The organism is Phocaeicola sp. GP0067 (genome assembly GCF_031119655.1).
GTDB lineage: Bacteria > Bacteroidota > Bacteroidia > Bacteroidales > Bacteroidaceae > Phocaeicola > Phocaeicola vulgatus.
On sequence record NZ_JAVHZY010000004.1, the window covers coordinates 198,416 to 214,779 of the forward strand.

General features: G+C 48.4%; 22 protein-coding genes. 7 read left to right on the forward strand and 15 right to left on the reverse strand.

The window, feature by feature from the left end:
• Positions 1–3: 3 nt before the first annotated feature.
• The 7 genes from RE317_RS05290 to RE317_RS05320 all read right to left on the reverse strand — a co-directional run bounded on the left by RE317_RS05290 (position 4) and on the right by RE317_RS05320 (position 5,670).
• Positions 4–2,499, reverse strand: coding sequence for a TraG family conjugative transposon ATPase (locus tag RE317_RS05290; protein WP_303266202.1), 2,496 nt, complete (start codon positions 2,497–2,499; stop codon positions 4–6).
• Positions 2,496–2,822: a DUF4133 domain-containing protein gene (locus tag RE317_RS05295; protein WP_044155184.1), complete on the reverse strand. Its 327-nt coding sequence runs from the start codon at positions 2,820–2,822 to the stop codon at positions 2,496–2,498. The genes RE317_RS05290 and RE317_RS05295 overlap by 4 nt, the downstream gene beginning before the upstream one ends.
• A 20-nt stretch (positions 2,823–2,842) precedes the next feature.
• Entirely contained in the window at positions 2,843–3,145 is a 303-nt protein-coding gene (locus RE317_RS05300) for a DUF4134 domain-containing protein (RefSeq protein ID WP_004319158.1), read from the reverse strand.
• Between the two features lie 145 nt (positions 3,146–3,290).
• Complete coding sequence (locus RE317_RS05305; RefSeq protein WP_007662668.1) at positions 3,291–4,031, reverse strand: hypothetical protein; 741 nt, start codon at positions 4,029–4,031, stop codon at positions 3,291–3,293.
• The gene (locus tag RE317_RS05310; RefSeq protein ID WP_004295458.1) at positions 4,028–4,447 is read right to left on the reverse strand and encodes a DUF3408 domain-containing protein; all 420 of its coding nucleotides are present in this window, start codon (positions 4,445–4,447) and stop codon (positions 4,028–4,030) included. Before RE317_RS05310 ends, RE317_RS05305 begins: the two co-directional genes overlap by 4 nt.
• Before the next feature lie 41 nt (positions 4,448–4,488).
• Positions 4,489–4,911, reverse strand: coding sequence for a DUF3408 domain-containing protein (locus RE317_RS05315; RefSeq protein WP_004319163.1), 423 nt, complete (start codon positions 4,909–4,911; stop codon positions 4,489–4,491).
• A 6-nt stretch (positions 4,912–4,917) separates the two neighbouring features.
• Positions 4,918–5,670, reverse strand: a complete 753-nt coding sequence (locus RE317_RS05320) for a ParA family protein (RefSeq protein ID WP_007559008.1) — start codon at positions 5,668–5,670, stop codon at positions 4,918–4,920.
• A 70-nt stretch (positions 5,671–5,740) separates the two neighbouring features.
• Between RE317_RS05320 and RE317_RS05325 the strand changes: the two genes are divergently transcribed.
• The 7 genes from RE317_RS05325 (at position 5,741) to RE317_RS05355 (ending at position 11,201) form a co-directional block, all read left to right on the forward strand.
• The gene (locus RE317_RS05325) at positions 5,741–5,983 is read left to right on the forward strand and encodes a hypothetical protein (RefSeq protein ID WP_007559006.1); all 243 of its coding nucleotides are present in this window, start codon (positions 5,741–5,743) and stop codon (positions 5,981–5,983) included.
• Positions 5,984–6,373: 390 nt separating this feature from the next.
• Entirely contained in the window at positions 6,374–6,796 is a 423-nt protein-coding gene (mobA, locus tag RE317_RS05330) for a conjugal transfer protein MobA (protein WP_004295462.1), read from the forward strand.
• A complete protein-coding gene (gene mobB / locus RE317_RS05335) occupies positions 6,790–7,935 on the forward strand; it encodes a conjugal transfer protein MobB (RefSeq protein ID WP_004295463.1) in 1,146 nt (381 codons plus the stop codon). The genes mobA and mobB overlap by 7 nt, the downstream gene beginning before the upstream one ends.
• Positions 7,936–7,972: 37 nt before the next feature.
• Positions 7,973–9,982, forward strand: coding sequence for a conjugal transfer protein MobC (gene mobC / locus RE317_RS05340; RefSeq protein WP_005681351.1), 2,010 nt, complete (start codon positions 7,973–7,975; stop codon positions 9,980–9,982).
• 154 nt (positions 9,983–10,136) lie between these two features.
• Positions 10,137–10,418, forward strand: a complete 282-nt coding sequence (locus RE317_RS05345; RefSeq protein ID WP_004295465.1) for an Imm17 family immunity protein — start codon at positions 10,137–10,139, stop codon at positions 10,416–10,418.
• 4 nt (positions 10,419–10,422) lie between these two features.
• Complete coding sequence (locus RE317_RS05350) at positions 10,423–10,818, forward strand: hypothetical protein (protein WP_004295466.1); 396 nt, start codon at positions 10,423–10,425, stop codon at positions 10,816–10,818.
• Positions 10,815–11,201 carry a hypothetical protein gene (locus tag RE317_RS05355; RefSeq protein ID WP_004295467.1) on the forward strand — a complete coding sequence of 129 codons (387 nt, stop codon included), beginning with the start codon at positions 10,815–10,817 and terminating at the stop codon, positions 11,199–11,201. Before RE317_RS05350 ends, RE317_RS05355 begins: the two co-directional genes overlap by 4 nt.
• A gap of 28 nt (positions 11,202–11,229) precedes the next feature.
• Here the strand turns inward: RE317_RS05355 and RE317_RS05360 are convergent, their stop codons facing one another.
• The 8 genes from RE317_RS05360 to RE317_RS05395 form a co-directional block, all read right to left on the reverse strand.
• Positions 11,230–11,820, reverse strand: coding sequence for a DUF4948 family protein (locus tag RE317_RS05360; protein ID WP_004319175.1), 591 nt, complete (start codon positions 11,818–11,820; stop codon positions 11,230–11,232).
• A gap of 92 nt (positions 11,821–11,912) precedes the next feature.
• A complete protein-coding gene (locus tag RE317_RS05365) occupies positions 11,913–12,458 on the reverse strand; it encodes an imm11 family protein (protein ID WP_004295469.1) in 546 nt (181 codons plus the stop codon).
• A 75-nt stretch (positions 12,459–12,533) separates the two neighbouring features.
• A complete protein-coding gene (locus RE317_RS05370; protein ID WP_004295470.1) occupies positions 12,534–13,139 on the reverse strand; it encodes a hypothetical protein in 606 nt (201 codons plus the stop codon).
• A 65-nt stretch (positions 13,140–13,204) separates the two neighbouring features.
• A complete protein-coding gene (locus RE317_RS05375; protein WP_004295471.1) occupies positions 13,205–13,825 on the reverse strand; it encodes a hypothetical protein in 621 nt (206 codons plus the stop codon).
• Between the two features lie 58 nt (positions 13,826–13,883).
• On the reverse strand, positions 13,884–14,639 hold the full coding sequence (locus RE317_RS05380; protein WP_004295472.1) for a hypothetical protein: 756 nt from the start codon (positions 14,637–14,639) through the stop codon (positions 13,884–13,886).
• A 70-nt stretch (positions 14,640–14,709) separates the two neighbouring features.
• The gene (locus RE317_RS05385) at positions 14,710–14,961 is read right to left on the reverse strand and encodes a hypothetical protein (protein WP_004319180.1); all 252 of its coding nucleotides are present in this window, start codon (positions 14,959–14,961) and stop codon (positions 14,710–14,712) included.
• Between the two features lie 100 nt (positions 14,962–15,061).
• On the reverse strand, positions 15,062–15,517 hold the full coding sequence (locus RE317_RS05390) for a macro domain-containing protein (protein WP_004319182.1): 456 nt from the start codon (positions 15,515–15,517) through the stop codon (positions 15,062–15,064).
• Positions 15,518–15,613: 96 nt separating this feature from the next.
• Positions 15,614–16,309 (reverse strand): Imm19 family immunity protein, encoded by a 696-nt coding sequence (locus RE317_RS05395; RefSeq protein WP_115484191.1) that lies wholly within the window; start codon positions 16,307–16,309, stop codon positions 15,614–15,616.
• Positions 16,310–16,364: the final 55 nt, after the last annotated feature.

Below are 16,364 nucleotides of genomic sequence, written 5' to 3' on the forward strand. Positions count from 1 at the left end.
CCTTTAACGTTTGCCCTCGGCGAGCTGCCTGATCGCCAGTTCCATATCACCGCCCAGCTCGCCGGCAAGCCGCTGTACCTCCACTTTCTCCGTTTCCTCGGTCGTGTAGGCCAGGTACTCCGGGACGCTGACCTCCGTGGCATAGACCGCCGACTGAACGCCGCCCAGACCGATCCAGACCTCCTTGTATTTACGGGAAGGGTCGTTGGACTGGTTGATCGAGAGAATCTGCGCCTTCTCCTTGTCGGTCAGCCCCAACAAGGACTGAATCGCGTCGAAACGGTTCATGAACTTGCGCTGGTCGAGCAGGATCTTGCAGTCCGAGTTGTTGATGATCGCCTCCTTGACCACCGGGCTGGAAATGATGTCCTCGACCTCCTGCGTCACAACGATGGCCTCACCGTAGTATTTGCGGACGGTTTTATACATATAACGCAGATATTCAGCCATATTGGCCGTAGAGAGCGCCTTCCAGGCCTCCTCGACGATGAGCTGTTTGCGTACCCCCTTGAGCCGTCTCATCTTGTTTATGAAAGCCTCCATGATGATAATGGTGACCACGGGAAAAAGCTCCTTGTTTTCCTTGATGGAATCCACCTCGAAGACCACGAAGCGCTTCGAGAGCAGGTCGATGTTGGCCCGGGAGTTCAGAAGGAAGTCGTAGCGTCCGCCCTTATAATACTGCCGCAGGGTGATGAGCATGTTGTCGATGTTGAAATCCTCGCGGCTGACCCGGATCTCCCGCTCCTCCAGCTCGCGGCGGTAGTCGTCCCGCAGGTACTCGTAGAAACTGTCAAAACACGGCACGATATTCCGGTCGGCGCGGATACGCTCGATATAGGCGTTCACGGCACTGCCCAGCTCGCCGCTCTCGGTCTTTGTGATCTTGTCGTCCTCGGTTTTCCAGAGTGTCAGCAGCAGCGTCTTGATGCTGTCCTTCTTCTCCACGTCGAAATAGTAGTCGTCGGTGTAGAACGGGTTGAAACTGATGGGATGTTCCTCAGTATAGGTAAAATACACGCCGTCCTCACCTTTGGTCTTACGCCGGATCAGCTCGCAAAGACCCTGGTAGCTGTTACCGGTATCCACCAGCACGACATGCGTGCCCTGCTCCCAGTATTGGCGGACTAAATGATTCATAAAGAATGACTTGCCTGACCCCGAGCCGCCTAACACGAATTTATTCCTGTTCGTAATGATCCCTTTTTTCATCGGTTCGTCCGAGATGTCCAGGTGCAGGGGCCTGCCGCTTACGCGGTCGCACAGCTTGATGCCGAAAGGGCTGGACGAGGATTTATAGTTGGTTTCCTCCGTGAAGAAACAGACTGCGGGCTCGATGAACGTGTAGAACGATTCCTCGGCGGGGAAATCCCCCGCGTTGCCCGGCATACCCGCCCAGTAGAGCGTGGCGGCGTCCACGGTGTTGTGGCGCGGGCGGCACTCCATCAGAGCGAGCTGGCTGCCCACATCATTGCGGATATGCCGGAGCTCCTGCACGTCGTCCGACCAGGCCAGCACGTTGAAATGGGCCCGGACGGATTGAAGACCGAACGAGTGCGCCTCGTTGAGATACTGGTCGATCCACTCCTTGTTTATCTGGTTCCCGCGGGAGTAGCGGGAAAGGGACTGCATGTTACGCGCAAGTTTCTCGAACATACGCAGGTTTTCGTCGCTGTCTTCCAGGAACACGTACTGGTTGTAAAGGTGGTCGCAGGAAAGCAGAAGCCCCACGGGGGCCGCGAACGAGAGCAAGCAGTCCGAACGGTCGGTGGAAAGACGCTCGTAACGGGTGTCCGTACCCACGCGCCCCGGCAGGTCTTCCGTGTCCGAGAGCGTGTGCAGGCACACCCGTTTGTTGCCCACGCGCAGAACCTCGGCCCCCAGCTCGATGTCCTGAAGAGAAGTCGTCTCCGAGAGCGAGAGGGAAAAGTACCGTTCCAGCAGGCCCGGACAATCCGCCGTACCCGTGATCTCGTCCCCCGTGAGGCGGACAAGGGTCAGGAAACCCGAATCGTTCAGAATACGCTCGAACTGTTCCGCCGCCTCCAGGAATTTTGTCGCCGATTCCCGGTTTACCTCTTTGGGAATGATGTTGCCCCGGCAGAGGGTCGAGAAGTCTGAACGCATGTGCATACGCTCCCTCGTCGTTTTTGTCAGGTAGAGGAAGCAGGCGTGGGTCAGGAACGGACGCTCGTTGAAATGCCGCTCGTAACTGCGGGAGAGGAAACTCATGTCCCCCTCGCCCGTGGCCGGGCGGTAACGCTCGCGGATGAACCAGTCCTGCTTGTGTACCACGCTGTATTCGGGCAAGACCTTCAGGGCCTTGCACCAGGCGGCGTGGATCGCCTCGTACTCGGCGGACGTGACGGTGAATAGCTCCGGGAGTTCGACCCGATAGACGACCGTTATGTCCGCATCCTTGCTGATGATACAACCGCCTTCCACGGCCAGGAGCGGGAACTTGCTTTCCAGCGTGGTGGCTTTCAAGAGGTTTCTCATACGCGGCCCCCCTTTCTTTTCAGCAACCGGCGCAGGGACTTGCGGTTGAGCAGGTAGCGGGGATGCCGGCGCGCGGCGAGCAGCTTCATCAGCCCGTGTTCCCCGTAACGGGCGTTCAGGCGGAAGGTAAGCCAGACCAGCACCGAAGCCGCCGCAACGCCGAAAGCGATACATATCCACTGATCGACCCCTGCCATGTAGAGGATGACGAACACCACGAAGACGGCCAGCAGGCCGCCCGCGAAGATGAAGAGGTACTGCGCCTTCAGACCCCGGAACTCCACGCTCTTGCCGATTCCCTTGTTGATTCCATATTCCATAATTATTTGCATGACAGGTTGGACTACAAGAAGAAAGAGCGTAGGATCGTCGCGGCGACAATCAGGAAAATACACGCGCCGAACCAGCTCGCGGCGGTCTTCGACGTGTCGGGGTCGCCGCTCGAAAACTTGTTATAGACCTTGATGCCCCCGATAAGGCCGACCACAGCCCCCACAGCGTACACGAGTTTCGTGCCGGGGTCGAAGTAGCTGGTTACCATGTTGGTAGCCTCCGTAATGCCGGCGATGCCGTTGCCCTGCGCGAAAGCGGAGGAGATGGCGGCAAAGAGAAATGCCGCCGGAAGAAGAATCTTGTTCTTTCTCATAACTCGATAATGTTTGAATTGTGGCGCGGGGATGGATAGGCCCCGCACCGGGTTAAACTTCTTGATTCGGATTTTTTCAGTGGTTCGAGGATAGCCTCACGCGCTACCCGTAGTCTTTTTCTTTCATCGTGATGTCATTATGGGGTTAAACAAACTCACGGACGTCGAAACCCGTGGGAACCGAACCCTGCGGAGATGGGCTTTCCGCAGACCTCTCGGACATACGCCGGTGAAAGGCCGAGAGGTAGGTGTCGATCAGGGATTTTACCCTGTCGTTCCCGTCGGGGCAGCCCGAAACGATGACCTCGAACATGTCGGTCTGTTTCAGGCCCAGGAGGACACGTCCCGTTTCCTCCCTTTGCTCGTCTGTTGAAGGTGGATCATGTACCACGTGGCGGTAGGCTTCGCCCATCTGTTCAAAACTAACCCCCTGGGCAAGCGAGCGGCCCAAAAGGGGCAGCTCTTCGGTGTCGTCTTCATCCTCGTCATAATCCGGCTCCTCCGCGTCCGCATCCGGGAAAGATTCATCGTACAGCGGAAAGTCGATTTCCAGAGGTTCGTTAGGCTCCCCCTCGGGAGCGACACCGAACACTTCATCCAGGTCTTCCGGCGGAATCTGCCGGGGGTGTTCGGGTACATTCGTGGGCACAAATATATCGGCTTTTTCCGTAACTTTTTCAGTTTCAGATTCTACGGCAGCTTGTGGCCGGGAGTGGCGCGGGTCGAGGACAAAGCGGCTCCTGCCGATGATCTCCTGCCGGCAGGGAGTGTCTTCGGCAACGATCCCGTCTGCCGGTTCGTTGCGTTCCATCCGCCACAGGCGGAAAAACGCCCACAAGGCATACCCCACGGCAAAGAGGGGCAGCAGCCACAACGCCCCGTTCATCGCTCCTCCGCTTTGGGTTGCCGGGAGGCCACGGCCTCACGCTCCTCGAAAAGCCGCTCGATGGTTTCCCGGTTATCGTCCAGGTGCGCCTTGAGAACCTTGTCTACGTAGGCCGTGATCGTCACGTCGCCACGACCGATGACACGGGTGATCTCGCGGATACGCTCGTGATACGACGGACGTATCTTCACGTGCTTGTTACCGGCGAAAGGCAGCCGCAGCAGGCAGATGTAACGGGCCAGGTACTCGGCCTCGGGGGTGGGGACAGTCCCCACGGCGACCTCCCCCGAAGGGCCGTCGGGGACGATAAGGGTTTTCATCCTGCGCCGGTAGCGGCACACGCGGAAGATGAAGGGCACGGCGACGCAAAGGACGGCCGCCAGGATAACAGATAAAATAATTGCTTTGTCTGACATGATGGATTGTTTTTAATAGGTTGTAAATATTGGGTTCATAACTAAAAAATATCGGAGTTCCGTTTCTTGTAGAGTTCCGAAATTTCCTCCTGATAGGTCGCGAAATGCTGCTCCAGCACATTGTCCAGGTAGCTATACAGCGAGAGTTCGTTCTTACCGATAACCTGCACTATCCGGGTTATACGCTCGTGAAACTCCTTGCGGATATACACCGTTTTGCCACTTCGGGTATTGGAGGGGGCGTTCCGGATAAAAAGACGCTCGTAATCCTGGCCTTTCCCTCTTCGGCGGCGTCCCTCCTCTTTCGTAGCCGGCGAGGCGGCGGCCTCGCCGGACGGTTCCGATAGAGCCGATGCCTCCTCCTCTTTTTCCGGCGTGTAAGGATGTAATGGCCGGTTTCGGCTTTTGGCCTGGCTGATGATGAAGGAAGCGTCCAAACCGTCGTCATGTTCTTTTCCGCTCATGAGATCCTACTTTAACAGTTCGATCAATTCATCCACGAGTTTATCCAGGTTGCTGCCCCGGATCAAAGAACGGTCTGCCGGGAAGAGCGTGGAGCGGAAGACAGAGCGACGGCTGGCGTTCTGCTCACGACGAAAACGCTTGGTGTCAGGCAGGAAGGTCTTCAGAACAGGAAGATCCAACTCTTTCATTACCGCCTCGTAAACCTGATATAACTCTGTCTTTTCACGCCCGTCCACCATGTTCCATAGCATATACAGCCCTTTCATCCGGGACTTCTCGCGGCCCATGATATGCTCCTTTACCACAACCGCGTAATTCAGGGTGCTTTCCATGACAACCCGGTCGGCACTGATCGGGGCGACGAGATAATCCATTCCGGCCAGGGAATGAATCAGATCCTCGTTATTGATCGTACCGGGAAGGTCGAAGAACACATAATCGAAATCACCTTGCGGCAGGAGGTAGTCGGCATCGGCCAACGCCTCTTTCGTGTTGCTTTCCACGACAGGATAGGCTTTCTTTTGAAGCCGGGTGAATTGTTCGTAAGCTAACCTCTTGTAATGTTCGTCTTCGAGGGCAAGCTTCAGGTCACGTTCCCGCATCTCCACGATGGAGTGTTGGGGATAATCGCAGTCGATGACCGCGACATTGAAACCCTTTACATAGTGCAGGTAAGAGGCTGCCAGCACCGTGAGGGTGGTTTTGCCCGCTCCGCCTTTCTGGGTGGAGAAGGCCACGAATTTCGTTTTCTCTTTCATTGTTCCATGCGTTTTTAGTTATACAATCGGGTAATCGTTCATCTCTTCACGTATCCGGGCAAGTGACGGCATGAGATTTTATGCAGGTATGCCGGCACGCATATATGCTGGTGCGCTGGCAGGCTGTTACGCCGGTATGCCGGTGCATGGGCGCGTGTCCGATTTTATACTCATGCGCAACCGCATTTGCTTATCCGGACAAAGACCCGCTTTTTCCTCTGCACACGGTGTTTTCTGCATCCGTCCGCACGTGTGCGGACAGGGGGATGTGTCATTGCCCGTATCCGTTCTCACGTGCAAAGTAAACCCTTAAAAACACGGGTTGTATGCTCTTTTTCCGCTATGGCCGCGTGTGGCGTCAAAGTGGACGCAAGTGGCGTAATCGCTTATGGCACAAGTGATTGAATAGGTCGGTATCTTTGCCTCGTGAACGATCCCGACGCTAATGAAGCCGTCCTTGCCCCGTTTTACGGCGGCTCTTTCAATGTTCTGTCCGCGAGCGGGCAGAAAGTATTTGCAAAGGGCAAATAGCAAGCTGTGTTTTCTGCTGCACGATTCTCGTTTTGCAGCAGAAAACAGCTTGCCCGCAAGGGGGAGAAAGCACCTCCGGAGTCGGTGCTTTTCAGAAGGGCGGCAGGCCGCGAAGGGATCGGAATTTTCAGGAACCGGTGGGGCTCTGGCCTCTCCTTAAAATTTCGATGCGATGGAAAAGAACAGAAAGCCCCGAGGGGGCAAAGGGGGACGACCCGCGAAAAACGACCCGGCCGTTTACCGCTTTTCGGTAAACTTTTCAGCCGTGGAACATGCCCGTTTCCTCGACCTTTACGAGCAGTCCGGGCTATTGTCCAAAGCCGCTTTTATCAAAGCGAGAGTGTTCAACGAGGCGTTCCGGGTGGTAAAGACCGACCGGGGAACGCTCGAATACGTGGCGAAGCTGACCGCTTTCCACGCCCAATTCCGTGCCGTGGGAACGAATTACAACCAGGTGGTGAAGGAGCTGCACGCGCATTTTTCCGAGAAGAAAACACTCGCGCTGCTCTATAAACTGGAGAGAGCGACACGTGAACTGGCGGCCGTCGGGCAGCAGGTCGTGTCGCTCTCCGAAGAGTTCAAACAGCGATGGTAGCCAATATCACCACCGGAAAAGACGTGTACGGCGCGCTGGCGTACAACCAGGAGAAAGTCGATCGGGGCGACGGGAAAGTACTGCTGACCCACATCGTGAGGGAGCCGGCGGATGGGCGCTTCAACGTGGCCGCGACGGCAGAAGACCTCCTGCGCTGGATGCCCTCGCACTACCGGACGGAAAAACCCGTCGTGCACGTATCGCTCAACCCGGCTCCCGAAGACCGCCTTGACGACGGGCAGCTCGCGGAGATAGCCGGGGCCTACATGGAGCGCATGGGCTGGGGAGGACAACCTTATATCGTATTCAAGCATACCGACATCGGACGGGAGCATATCCATATCGTGTCGGTGCAGGTGGCCCAGGACGGGCGCAAGATAAACGACAGCAGGCGCAACGAACGCAGCGTGGCCGTTACCGAGGAACTGGAACGGGAGTACGGACTGCATCCCGCCAAAGGGAGAAGGCGGGAGAAAGGGCAAGGGATCGTCCCCGCCGATTACACGCGGGGCGACCTGAAACGCCAGGTGGCAGCGGTAATAAAACCGGCCGTGGCGACATACCGCTTCCAGACCCTCGGCGAGTTCCGGGCATTGCTGTCCTTATATAATATAGGTATAGAGGAAGTCCGGGGAGAGCGGAACGGAACCCCCTACCGGGGATTGCTCTACACGCTGCTGGACGAGAACGGGGACAAGGCAGTGGCCGCGCCGCTCAAATCCTCACTGTTCGGTAAAGAGGTCGGGTATGACGGGCTGGAACGGCACATGGAGCGTAGCGCCGAACGGTTCGGGAAGGACGACACGAGGAGGCAAATCCGTGGCCGGGTCGATAAAGCGCTTCGGGGAGAACCCACGGAGGAAGAACTGCGCGAACGCCTGCGGGGAGCCCGGGTGGATCTCTACATACGACGCAACGAAAACGGCCGCATCGTGGGTGTGACGTTCATTGACCACGAAACACGGACGGTCGTGAACGGATCACGGCTGGGAAAGGCATACTCGGCCAACGCCTTCGAGCTGCGCTTCGGCGGAAAACGGAATCCCGGGGAAAACACGAGGGGCTTGTCCCCGAAACAAGCGCCTGCCGGACGGGACGGGCAACGGAAGCGGAATACCTCACGACGGAGGAAAGTATAACATCTCAATTATCATTCATTTATTAAATCTTACGGTTATGCAACAGGAAGACGACCTTCGGGGTCTTGCTAAAACAATGGATTTCATGCGGGCATTGAGTATCTTGTTCGTGGTTATCAACATCTACTGGTTCTGCTACGGGCAGATACGGGAATGGGGAATCAATATCGGCGTGGTCGATAGGATTCTGCTGAACTTCGACCGCACCGCGGGGCTGTTCCGGAATATACTATGGACGAAACTTTTCGCCGTAGTGTTCCTCGCCCTTTCATGCCTCGGGACAAAAGGAGTAAAAGAGGAGAAAATTACCTGGCGGAAAATCACGGCATCGCTGGCCACGGGAGGCGTGCTGTTCTTCTTCAACTGGTGGCTGCTGGACTTGCCGCTGACGGCAGCGGCGAACGCGGCTTTCTACATACTGACCCTATCGGCCGGGTATATCTGCCTCTTGATGGGCGGCGTGTGGATGTCCCGCCTGCTGAAGAACAATCTCATGGATGACCCTTTCAATAACGAGAACGAATCATTCCAGCAGGAAACACGCCTGATCGAGAACGAGTACTCCATAAATCTGCCGACGAAATTTTACTATAACAAACAGTGGAACAACGGGTTCGCCAACGTTGTAAACCCGCAAAGGGCTTGCATCTGCATGGGAAGCCCGGGCAGCGGGAAGAGTTATTGTGTTGTAAACCAGTTTATTAAACAGCAAATCGAAAAGGGCTATACCCAATACATCTATGACTACAAGTTTCCCGATCTTTCGGAAATCGCTTACAACCACCTGCTGAATCACCAGAAAGGTTACAAGAAAATCCCGACTTTCTACGTCATAAATTTCGACGACCCGCGCCGCTCGCACCGCTGTAACCCCATTCACCCGGACTTCATGACCGATATTTCGGACGCCTACGAGAGCGCCTATACCATCATGCTCAACCTGAACCGAAGCTGGGTGCAGAAGCAGGGCGATTTTTTTGTGGAAAGCCCCATTATCCTTTTCGCGGCCGTGATCTGGTTCCTGCGCATCTACGACAACGGGCGGTATTGTACCTTCCCGCACGCCATCGAGTTCCTGAACAAGCGGTACGAGGATATTTTCCCGATTCTGACATCCTACCCGGAACTCGAAAACTACCTCAGCCCCTTTATGGATGCCTGGCTCGGAGGCGCTCAAGACCAGCTCCAGGGCCAGATAGCATCGGCCAAAATTCCGCTTTCCCGCATGATTTCGCCCCAGCTATATTGGGTCATGTCGGGCGATGACTTCACGCTCGACATCAATAACCCGAACGATCCCAAGATACTCTGCGTGGGGAACAATCCCGACAGGCAAAACATTTACGGAGCGGCTTTGGGATTGTATAATTCCCGGATTGTCAAGCTCATAAATAAGAAAGGCCAGCTCAAATCGGGCATCATCATCGACGAGCTGCCGACAATCTACTTCAAGGGACTCGACAACCTGATCGCCACGGCCAGAAGCAACAAGGTCGCCGTGCTGCTGTGCTTCCAGGATTTTTCACAGTTGAAGAGGGACTACGGGGACAAGGAGGCCGCCGTCGTGATGAACACGGTGGGCAACATCTTCTCCGGGCAGGTCGTAGGTGAAACGGCCAAGACACTCTCGGAACGGTTCGGTAAGGTATTGCAGAAGCGGCAGAGCATGACGTTGAGCCGCAGCGACAAATCGACATCCATATCCACGCAGCTGGACAGCCTGATCCCGGCCTCGAAGATCTCGACGCTCACGCAGGGAATGTTCGTCGGGGCTGTGGCGGACAATTTCGACGAACGTATCGAGCAGAAGATTTTCCACTGCGAGATTGTCGTGGACAACGAAAAAGTGAAAGCGGAAACGGCCCGGTACAAGAAGATACCACAAATTACCGATTTCACGGACGAGAACGGGACGGATCACATGAAACAGGTCGTGCAGGAAAACTACGAACGTATCAAGGCAGAGGCCGGCCGCATCGTCGCCGAGGAACTGGAACGTATCAAGAACGACCCGGTGCTTTGCAAGCTCCTGCCGGAACAGAACTAAATGAACACAAACACCCCCGCAAACACCCTCCGTTACCTTAACGGGGGCTGTTTCTTGGTTTTATAACCGCACAGCCGGTGTTTTGGAGCATAAAGTAGTGATTATGTGAACAGAAAACATTATTTTTGTGTTCGGAATCCTTTTAATTATAAGTATGACAGTTACCGATATATACGAAGCAATGAACAGCAAGGCGGAAGCGTTTTTCGAGTGGTTGCAGGCTCACCCGAAATACGGGTTGCTGTTTGGTGTCGGGTTGCTTGCCCTATGGCTTGCAGGGTTGCTGTTCCGTTGGAAATGGGCGTGTCATTGGCAGTTTAACAGCAAACTGTGGTTATTTGACGATTGCAAGCCTGAAACACGCCGCAGGGTTCAGATTGTGTTGGTCAGCGTTCTGATTATACTTATATTGGTTGGTTTCTTTGTATGGAGATAACGGTATGGAAAAGGACAATCGCAAATACCGGATCTGCTTCATCGACTATATGTGGTATGTAGCCGAGATATGGCACGAAAGGGAGCGTACCAATCTCAACGGACGTATGCTACTGTTTTGGTGCTGGCTCTTCGTCCTACTCATACCGCTTGGGGTTCCGCCGATATTGCGCCTTTTCGGCTGGATGATTGGTTTGGCCATAGTGATTCCTCTCTGCTTTCTTCCCGATTTATTCTGCAAGCTACGCTATACAGCCGGACGGCGTGAAGCGCTCCGTGAACATTACGGGAAGATGAAACATCCCGGCAGGAAGCTCGCCAAAATAGTTCTTATCGCTATCGCCCTGATCGTGGCAAATGTAGCGCTGATGTTCCACCTCGGATTTATACATTGGGCATGATGAAACGGCAGGAGAATAAGCAACGGTTCTATCTCTGGGACTACCTCTGGTGGATGGGGGAGAAATTGGAACAAGCAAGACGAACAGGCAGGGTCGATGGCGAAATGATGCTCTCGATTTATATCTTCGCTCTTTTGATATTCCCTATGATGACTGTTACTATCCGGCTTTTTCCAGGTGTGTCGGCATTGTTGCCATGTGTCGTTTTTAGCATTGTCACATTTGCCGTTATGTCGCTCGTCAGCAGGATTTACAAATGGCGAGGCAAAGCAGTGATGTCTCACTATGCCAAGTGCAGGTTTAACGAACTCCTTGCGGTTCTGTTATTTTTCCTTGCGATAGCCATTATCTGCTTTATGATGTATCTTCTTGACAAAAAGTGAAACAAGCTTTGATACGAACTCCGGGCCGTTATATCGAATGGTCTAACTCGATGTACCAGTTTCCCTTGATGGGTTTGTAAAGCGTGGTGTCGTTGTACGTCCTGCGGTAGATCTCGTTCAGGTCGCCATATTCGGTGATACGGATATTCCGACGGCTTCTCAATCCGGGATCGTAAACGAAACTCTTGGACGTTCCCGCATCCACGATGCCGTGGGAGTAGTACGGCATAACAAGGCTCACATATACCGAATCTGCCGTTCCCCATTCCCTGCGATCAACAAGGATAAAACCGCATCCAATCTCTGATAACAAGGAGTCGAGTAGGATTCGCTCCGGCTTCAACAGTCCATATACCGGAATGTCTTGTTCGTCATTCGTTTCATGGAATGTATCGCTTTGTTCTGTTGAATCAAGTATAATGACCTCTTCCGGAGAAAGCGGCGGGTAGTGAAAACTACCTTCTGAACTCTCTGCCATGATTTCGTACACCTTACGGAACGCCACCTCGTGCGTGGTGAAATGGCGTATCATTTCCTCGTCCGACGGCGGCATGGGAGGCTCTCCGCAGCTTGCGGCAAGCAGGATTACAAATAACAGGATTATGATTGGTGTTCTCATTTTCTAATGTTTAATAGGATGCAGATAATCACTGTTTAAGTGATTGATGTGCGTGTTATCAATACTTTAACTACAAACTTTAAAACAATCATTCATTTTATAATAATAGTTTCGTATCTATCAAAATGTATTCCTTGAAGATGATGTTTCAATACAAGGTTCTTAAATTCCTCCCCATAAAAAGTATAGCGACAATTTACATTCGGAAGTCTGAAAATAGTTTGCTCTTGGATTTTATTTTTATCCAACACAAATTTATTTATACAACTCACCCATCCTCTTTCTTTATCTAACCACACTATATCTGATTCTTTTTCAATCAAAGCATCTATTATATTGGTACAATGAAAAAAATAAAAACCTTTTGGCGACTTTATATCAAGAATTTCTCCATTTTTGATAAGAATATTTTCTAAAATACTTAATGCTTTGTCGCTAATAGTTAATAGAGGATTACAAAATTGTGATAAATCAAAATGTTTATGTCTATTACTTTTTTTCCATATATATTCCATCTCAGGAGGATTCCACTGCTTTAGTAAACCTTCAGCATGTCCCATACAATTTTGCCAATCTTCCACATTTGGAAAACGTAAATCGTTAAATCCTTCTAAACTACCTATTAAGTAAAAGTTCATATTGTCGTACTGTAATTGATAATGGTTTGACGGGGAACGGCGTTAGTCCGTTATCCCGGCTTGTTAATATTAAATTTATGTTTCCTGATAGATTGTTTCAGAATATAATTCTGTCGAAAGAATAATAGATTTTAATTCTCCATTAGACTTATAATCAAATGAATGTTGTAACGTATCCTGTTCAATATCATTTCTATCAAATTGTCTTATAACTATTTTTTGTAGGCGGTCATTTTCATAAAAATATGTTTCTTCTCTACTTCCACGAGAACCCTTTGAATACATTTTCTCTATTTTACCATTACTTCCATATAGATAATATCGGACATTCACAATACGTTTGCTATTATCATATGCAATAGTTTTCATGAGTTCCTTTTCATAAATGAAAAAGGTGTAATAGAATTGATTTTTAAGTTCCAAGCCCTCTCGGATTTCTATAATTTGATTTTTTACATCGAAATAATAAGTAAATAGGTTATTAGTTGTTTTGAGAGAAGTTACATTTCCAACTATTTTCCCTTGCTTAAACCTGTTTCTTTGATAAGAATAAGGGGATATTTCGTAGAACTCACCTTTGTAATTCTCTTCCCTTACAACATTCTTATCAATTTCTCTTTTCAATTCATCAAACATATTTCTCAATGAATTAAAATCATCTTTCAATTTATCAGGTATCATAGTGTTTCCTTTTAATATTAATGTTTGGTGGCTAACCGACCTTTCAGGGGTAGTTAAGCCGCTTGTTAGCAACCTCTTTTCGTTTTATAGATTATTTCAGAATATCCATTTGGAAATGATTTGGTAATACTTTCTAAAGCCCCATCGTCTTGATATTGGAATATATGAATTAAATCATTACCACTATTACCCTCAATATCATATTGTTTGACTTCAATATGTGTCAAAGCATTTTCTTTATAGATATAATTCTCTTCACGGCAACCATACCTACCACATAACTGTGACCGTTTCAGCTTTCCGCCCTCAAAAAAGTAATGGCATACATTCATCAAATGTTTTCCATTATCGTATAGAATACTTTTCACAAGATTGTCTGTATAATACAGGAAAGTGTGATAAAACTGATTTTCAATAGAACAACCAACCTTAACTTCTACGATTTGATTTTGGTTATTAAATCCGTAGATACAAAGATTTTTGGTGCTTTTTATTGTATCAGGACGCTTTACAGGTTTTCCTTGTTTGCAACCATTACGCTGATAGGAATATGGAGTAAGTTCATAAAACTCGCCCTTATACAACTCAGTCCTGACAACATCGTCTTCTATTTGTTGCCTTATGGTTTCAAAGTCATTTTTCAATGCTTCAAATTCAGTTCTTATAGTTTCTCCAATCATTTTCATCTTTTTGGGGTTGCTAATGTTCGGCAGCGTTCCGCTTATTCAATCGGTTTGCTGTTTGTTATCGGTCTATTTCTTCTGTTTCAATCTTGCCTCCAAGTTGTTCAATTTCTTTTCGATATTCATCCACAATTATAGAGTTCCCTATTCCAAGTAAAATTTTATCTCTTGAACAAAATTCCTTGATTTCACTTAGTGGAACAGAAAATTTCTTTTTTAAGTACAGCATAATTTTAGGCAATTCATTTCCCTTGTCTGCAAGATATATATTGTAAATCTTAGGACTAATGATTGTCAGATAATCATCTAATTCCGTATTCTCAAATTGCACAAACTCGGCAGTTGGTAATATTGCATAACGAAAACAATCCGATTTTGTATCACAAAACACAATGGAATAACCGCCTCTGTTAAGTTGCTTGTTCATAGCTTGGAACAACAAAGGCAAATAGTCACCTCGGCGAATTTTGTCCCAATCCAAAGAATCCTCAAACTTTTTAGTGTTCCATAAGAAACGTTCTATCCCATAATTCTTTAACATCATCGTAATGGAACGCTTAACCTGCCCTGAATATTCTTCACCACTCCAATCAATAACTGCCATTCTGTGAGAAACTATAGCAAAACAAAGCATAATATCTACTTCACTAAATTCATTGTCTTCAGAGCTTGTATCGTACCATCCCTTTTCAAACATTTTCCTATGTTGAAGGACAAAGGTTCTCTTATCTATATTGAACAACTGAATCATTTCTAAAAATTCATCATAGTGTTCTTTTAATAACACTTTAGCGAATAATTGAAGTTTACTATCCATATTTTAATTTTTAGACCGATAATGTTTGTTGGATAATCGACCTTTGGAAGATTAATCCGTATGCTATCGTTTATTTCAACTTAATTAGTTTTTCATATTGACAAGAAACATCAAGAAGTTTATCTACTAATTCATCTCCAAGCCAACAATCTATTAGATATTTGCCATAACTTGGTGTAAACGAGTAAATATCTTTATCAATCGCATTAATCATATTTTCCAATTCTTTTTGTACATTATGTAATGCACCATCAGGAAGAGAAGTCTTCCTACATTCAAAAGGTTGCGCTAATATTCTTTTTACATCATCAAGTATATTCACACAACAACTTTTTACTGTTTCTTTTCTACTTACCATATTAAACGATAATGTTCGGCGAATAATCGTCCTTTAGGGAGATTGATACGCTTGTTATCTGCCTTTATTCGCTTTGATAAGTTTCAACTACATACAAATCAACATTAGGATAATCATTTGAAACTGTCTCTATAATTGCTTTTACATCATCCCATTTTAATCCTCCTAATCCAGCACCGATTGCAGGTAAGGCTATTGCCGTTACATTATCACCACTGGCTAACTCAAGCATCTGTATCAGTGCCTTTTCGATATACTCTATTTTAGCTCGTGTTCGCCACGTTGCTTGAGTACCAAGGTTATATATATGTCCATTGCCATAATCATAATCAAAAACATCACCGGGGCAAAACTTATTTTCTTTGCACAACTGCTTATATTCAAGATACATATCTGGATATTTGCTTTTGAACTGTACGGCAATGCCTTTACCCATTGCACCGGCACAATTACAACCATGCGCATAACTGCTCACTCCATCAATACGGAATATGTCGCCTTTTTCAATATACCTAATCATTGTTTTTTTCTTTTTTATTGTTAATTATTCTGGGCAGATAATGTTCGGTGAATAATCGACCATTCGGGGAGATTTATTCACGTGTTAGTTGCAAATTTATAACTTTGACAAAAGAATATTTAGCTCCTTTATTTCCTGCTTTTCATCATTATATATCAAAGCATTTCTATACGAATGATTACTTGTACATATCGTTCCTATCTTGGAATTTTCCTGTATGTCAGAGTTGGATACTAATAATCCGTTCAAGATACATTTACCTATATATTCGGAATGTTCCTTAAATAAGGGAATTTGTTGCAATCGTTGGACAATCTCAAAAAGTGCTGTATCTTTTTCCTTTTCTTTGATTGCAGACAAAGGTAAGAGTAAATGAAACAGTACATCTCCATATATCTCTTTTGTAATCCTCATTAATTCCGAATATGTGAGATACTTCAAGTGAAAGTTGCCACTAACTTCCCCGATTAAAGTGTCATTCAAAAAATAATATGTACAGCAAGGATGAAATTCTATTGTCAATACAATATCGCTGCCGATAGGAAGTGTTAGAGTTCTTGGGTTTTCTATTTCACCTTGATTTTCGGATGTTTTCAAATCAATTTGAGATAGCCAACACCAATATTTCTTGTACTTCTTTTCATCCAACAATGTTGGTACAAGTTCTTCATCCCATACTTCATCAAAATTCGCATCCCTTTCTTCATCAAAGGCTCGAATATGATGATGTAACATTACGTTCCAAAAAAGCGCATTTGAAAACGAATATTCTTTTTCTGATATTACATTCATTTTTATTTCGTTTTTGACCGCAACTAATGGTTGGTAGATAACCGACCTTTGGGGC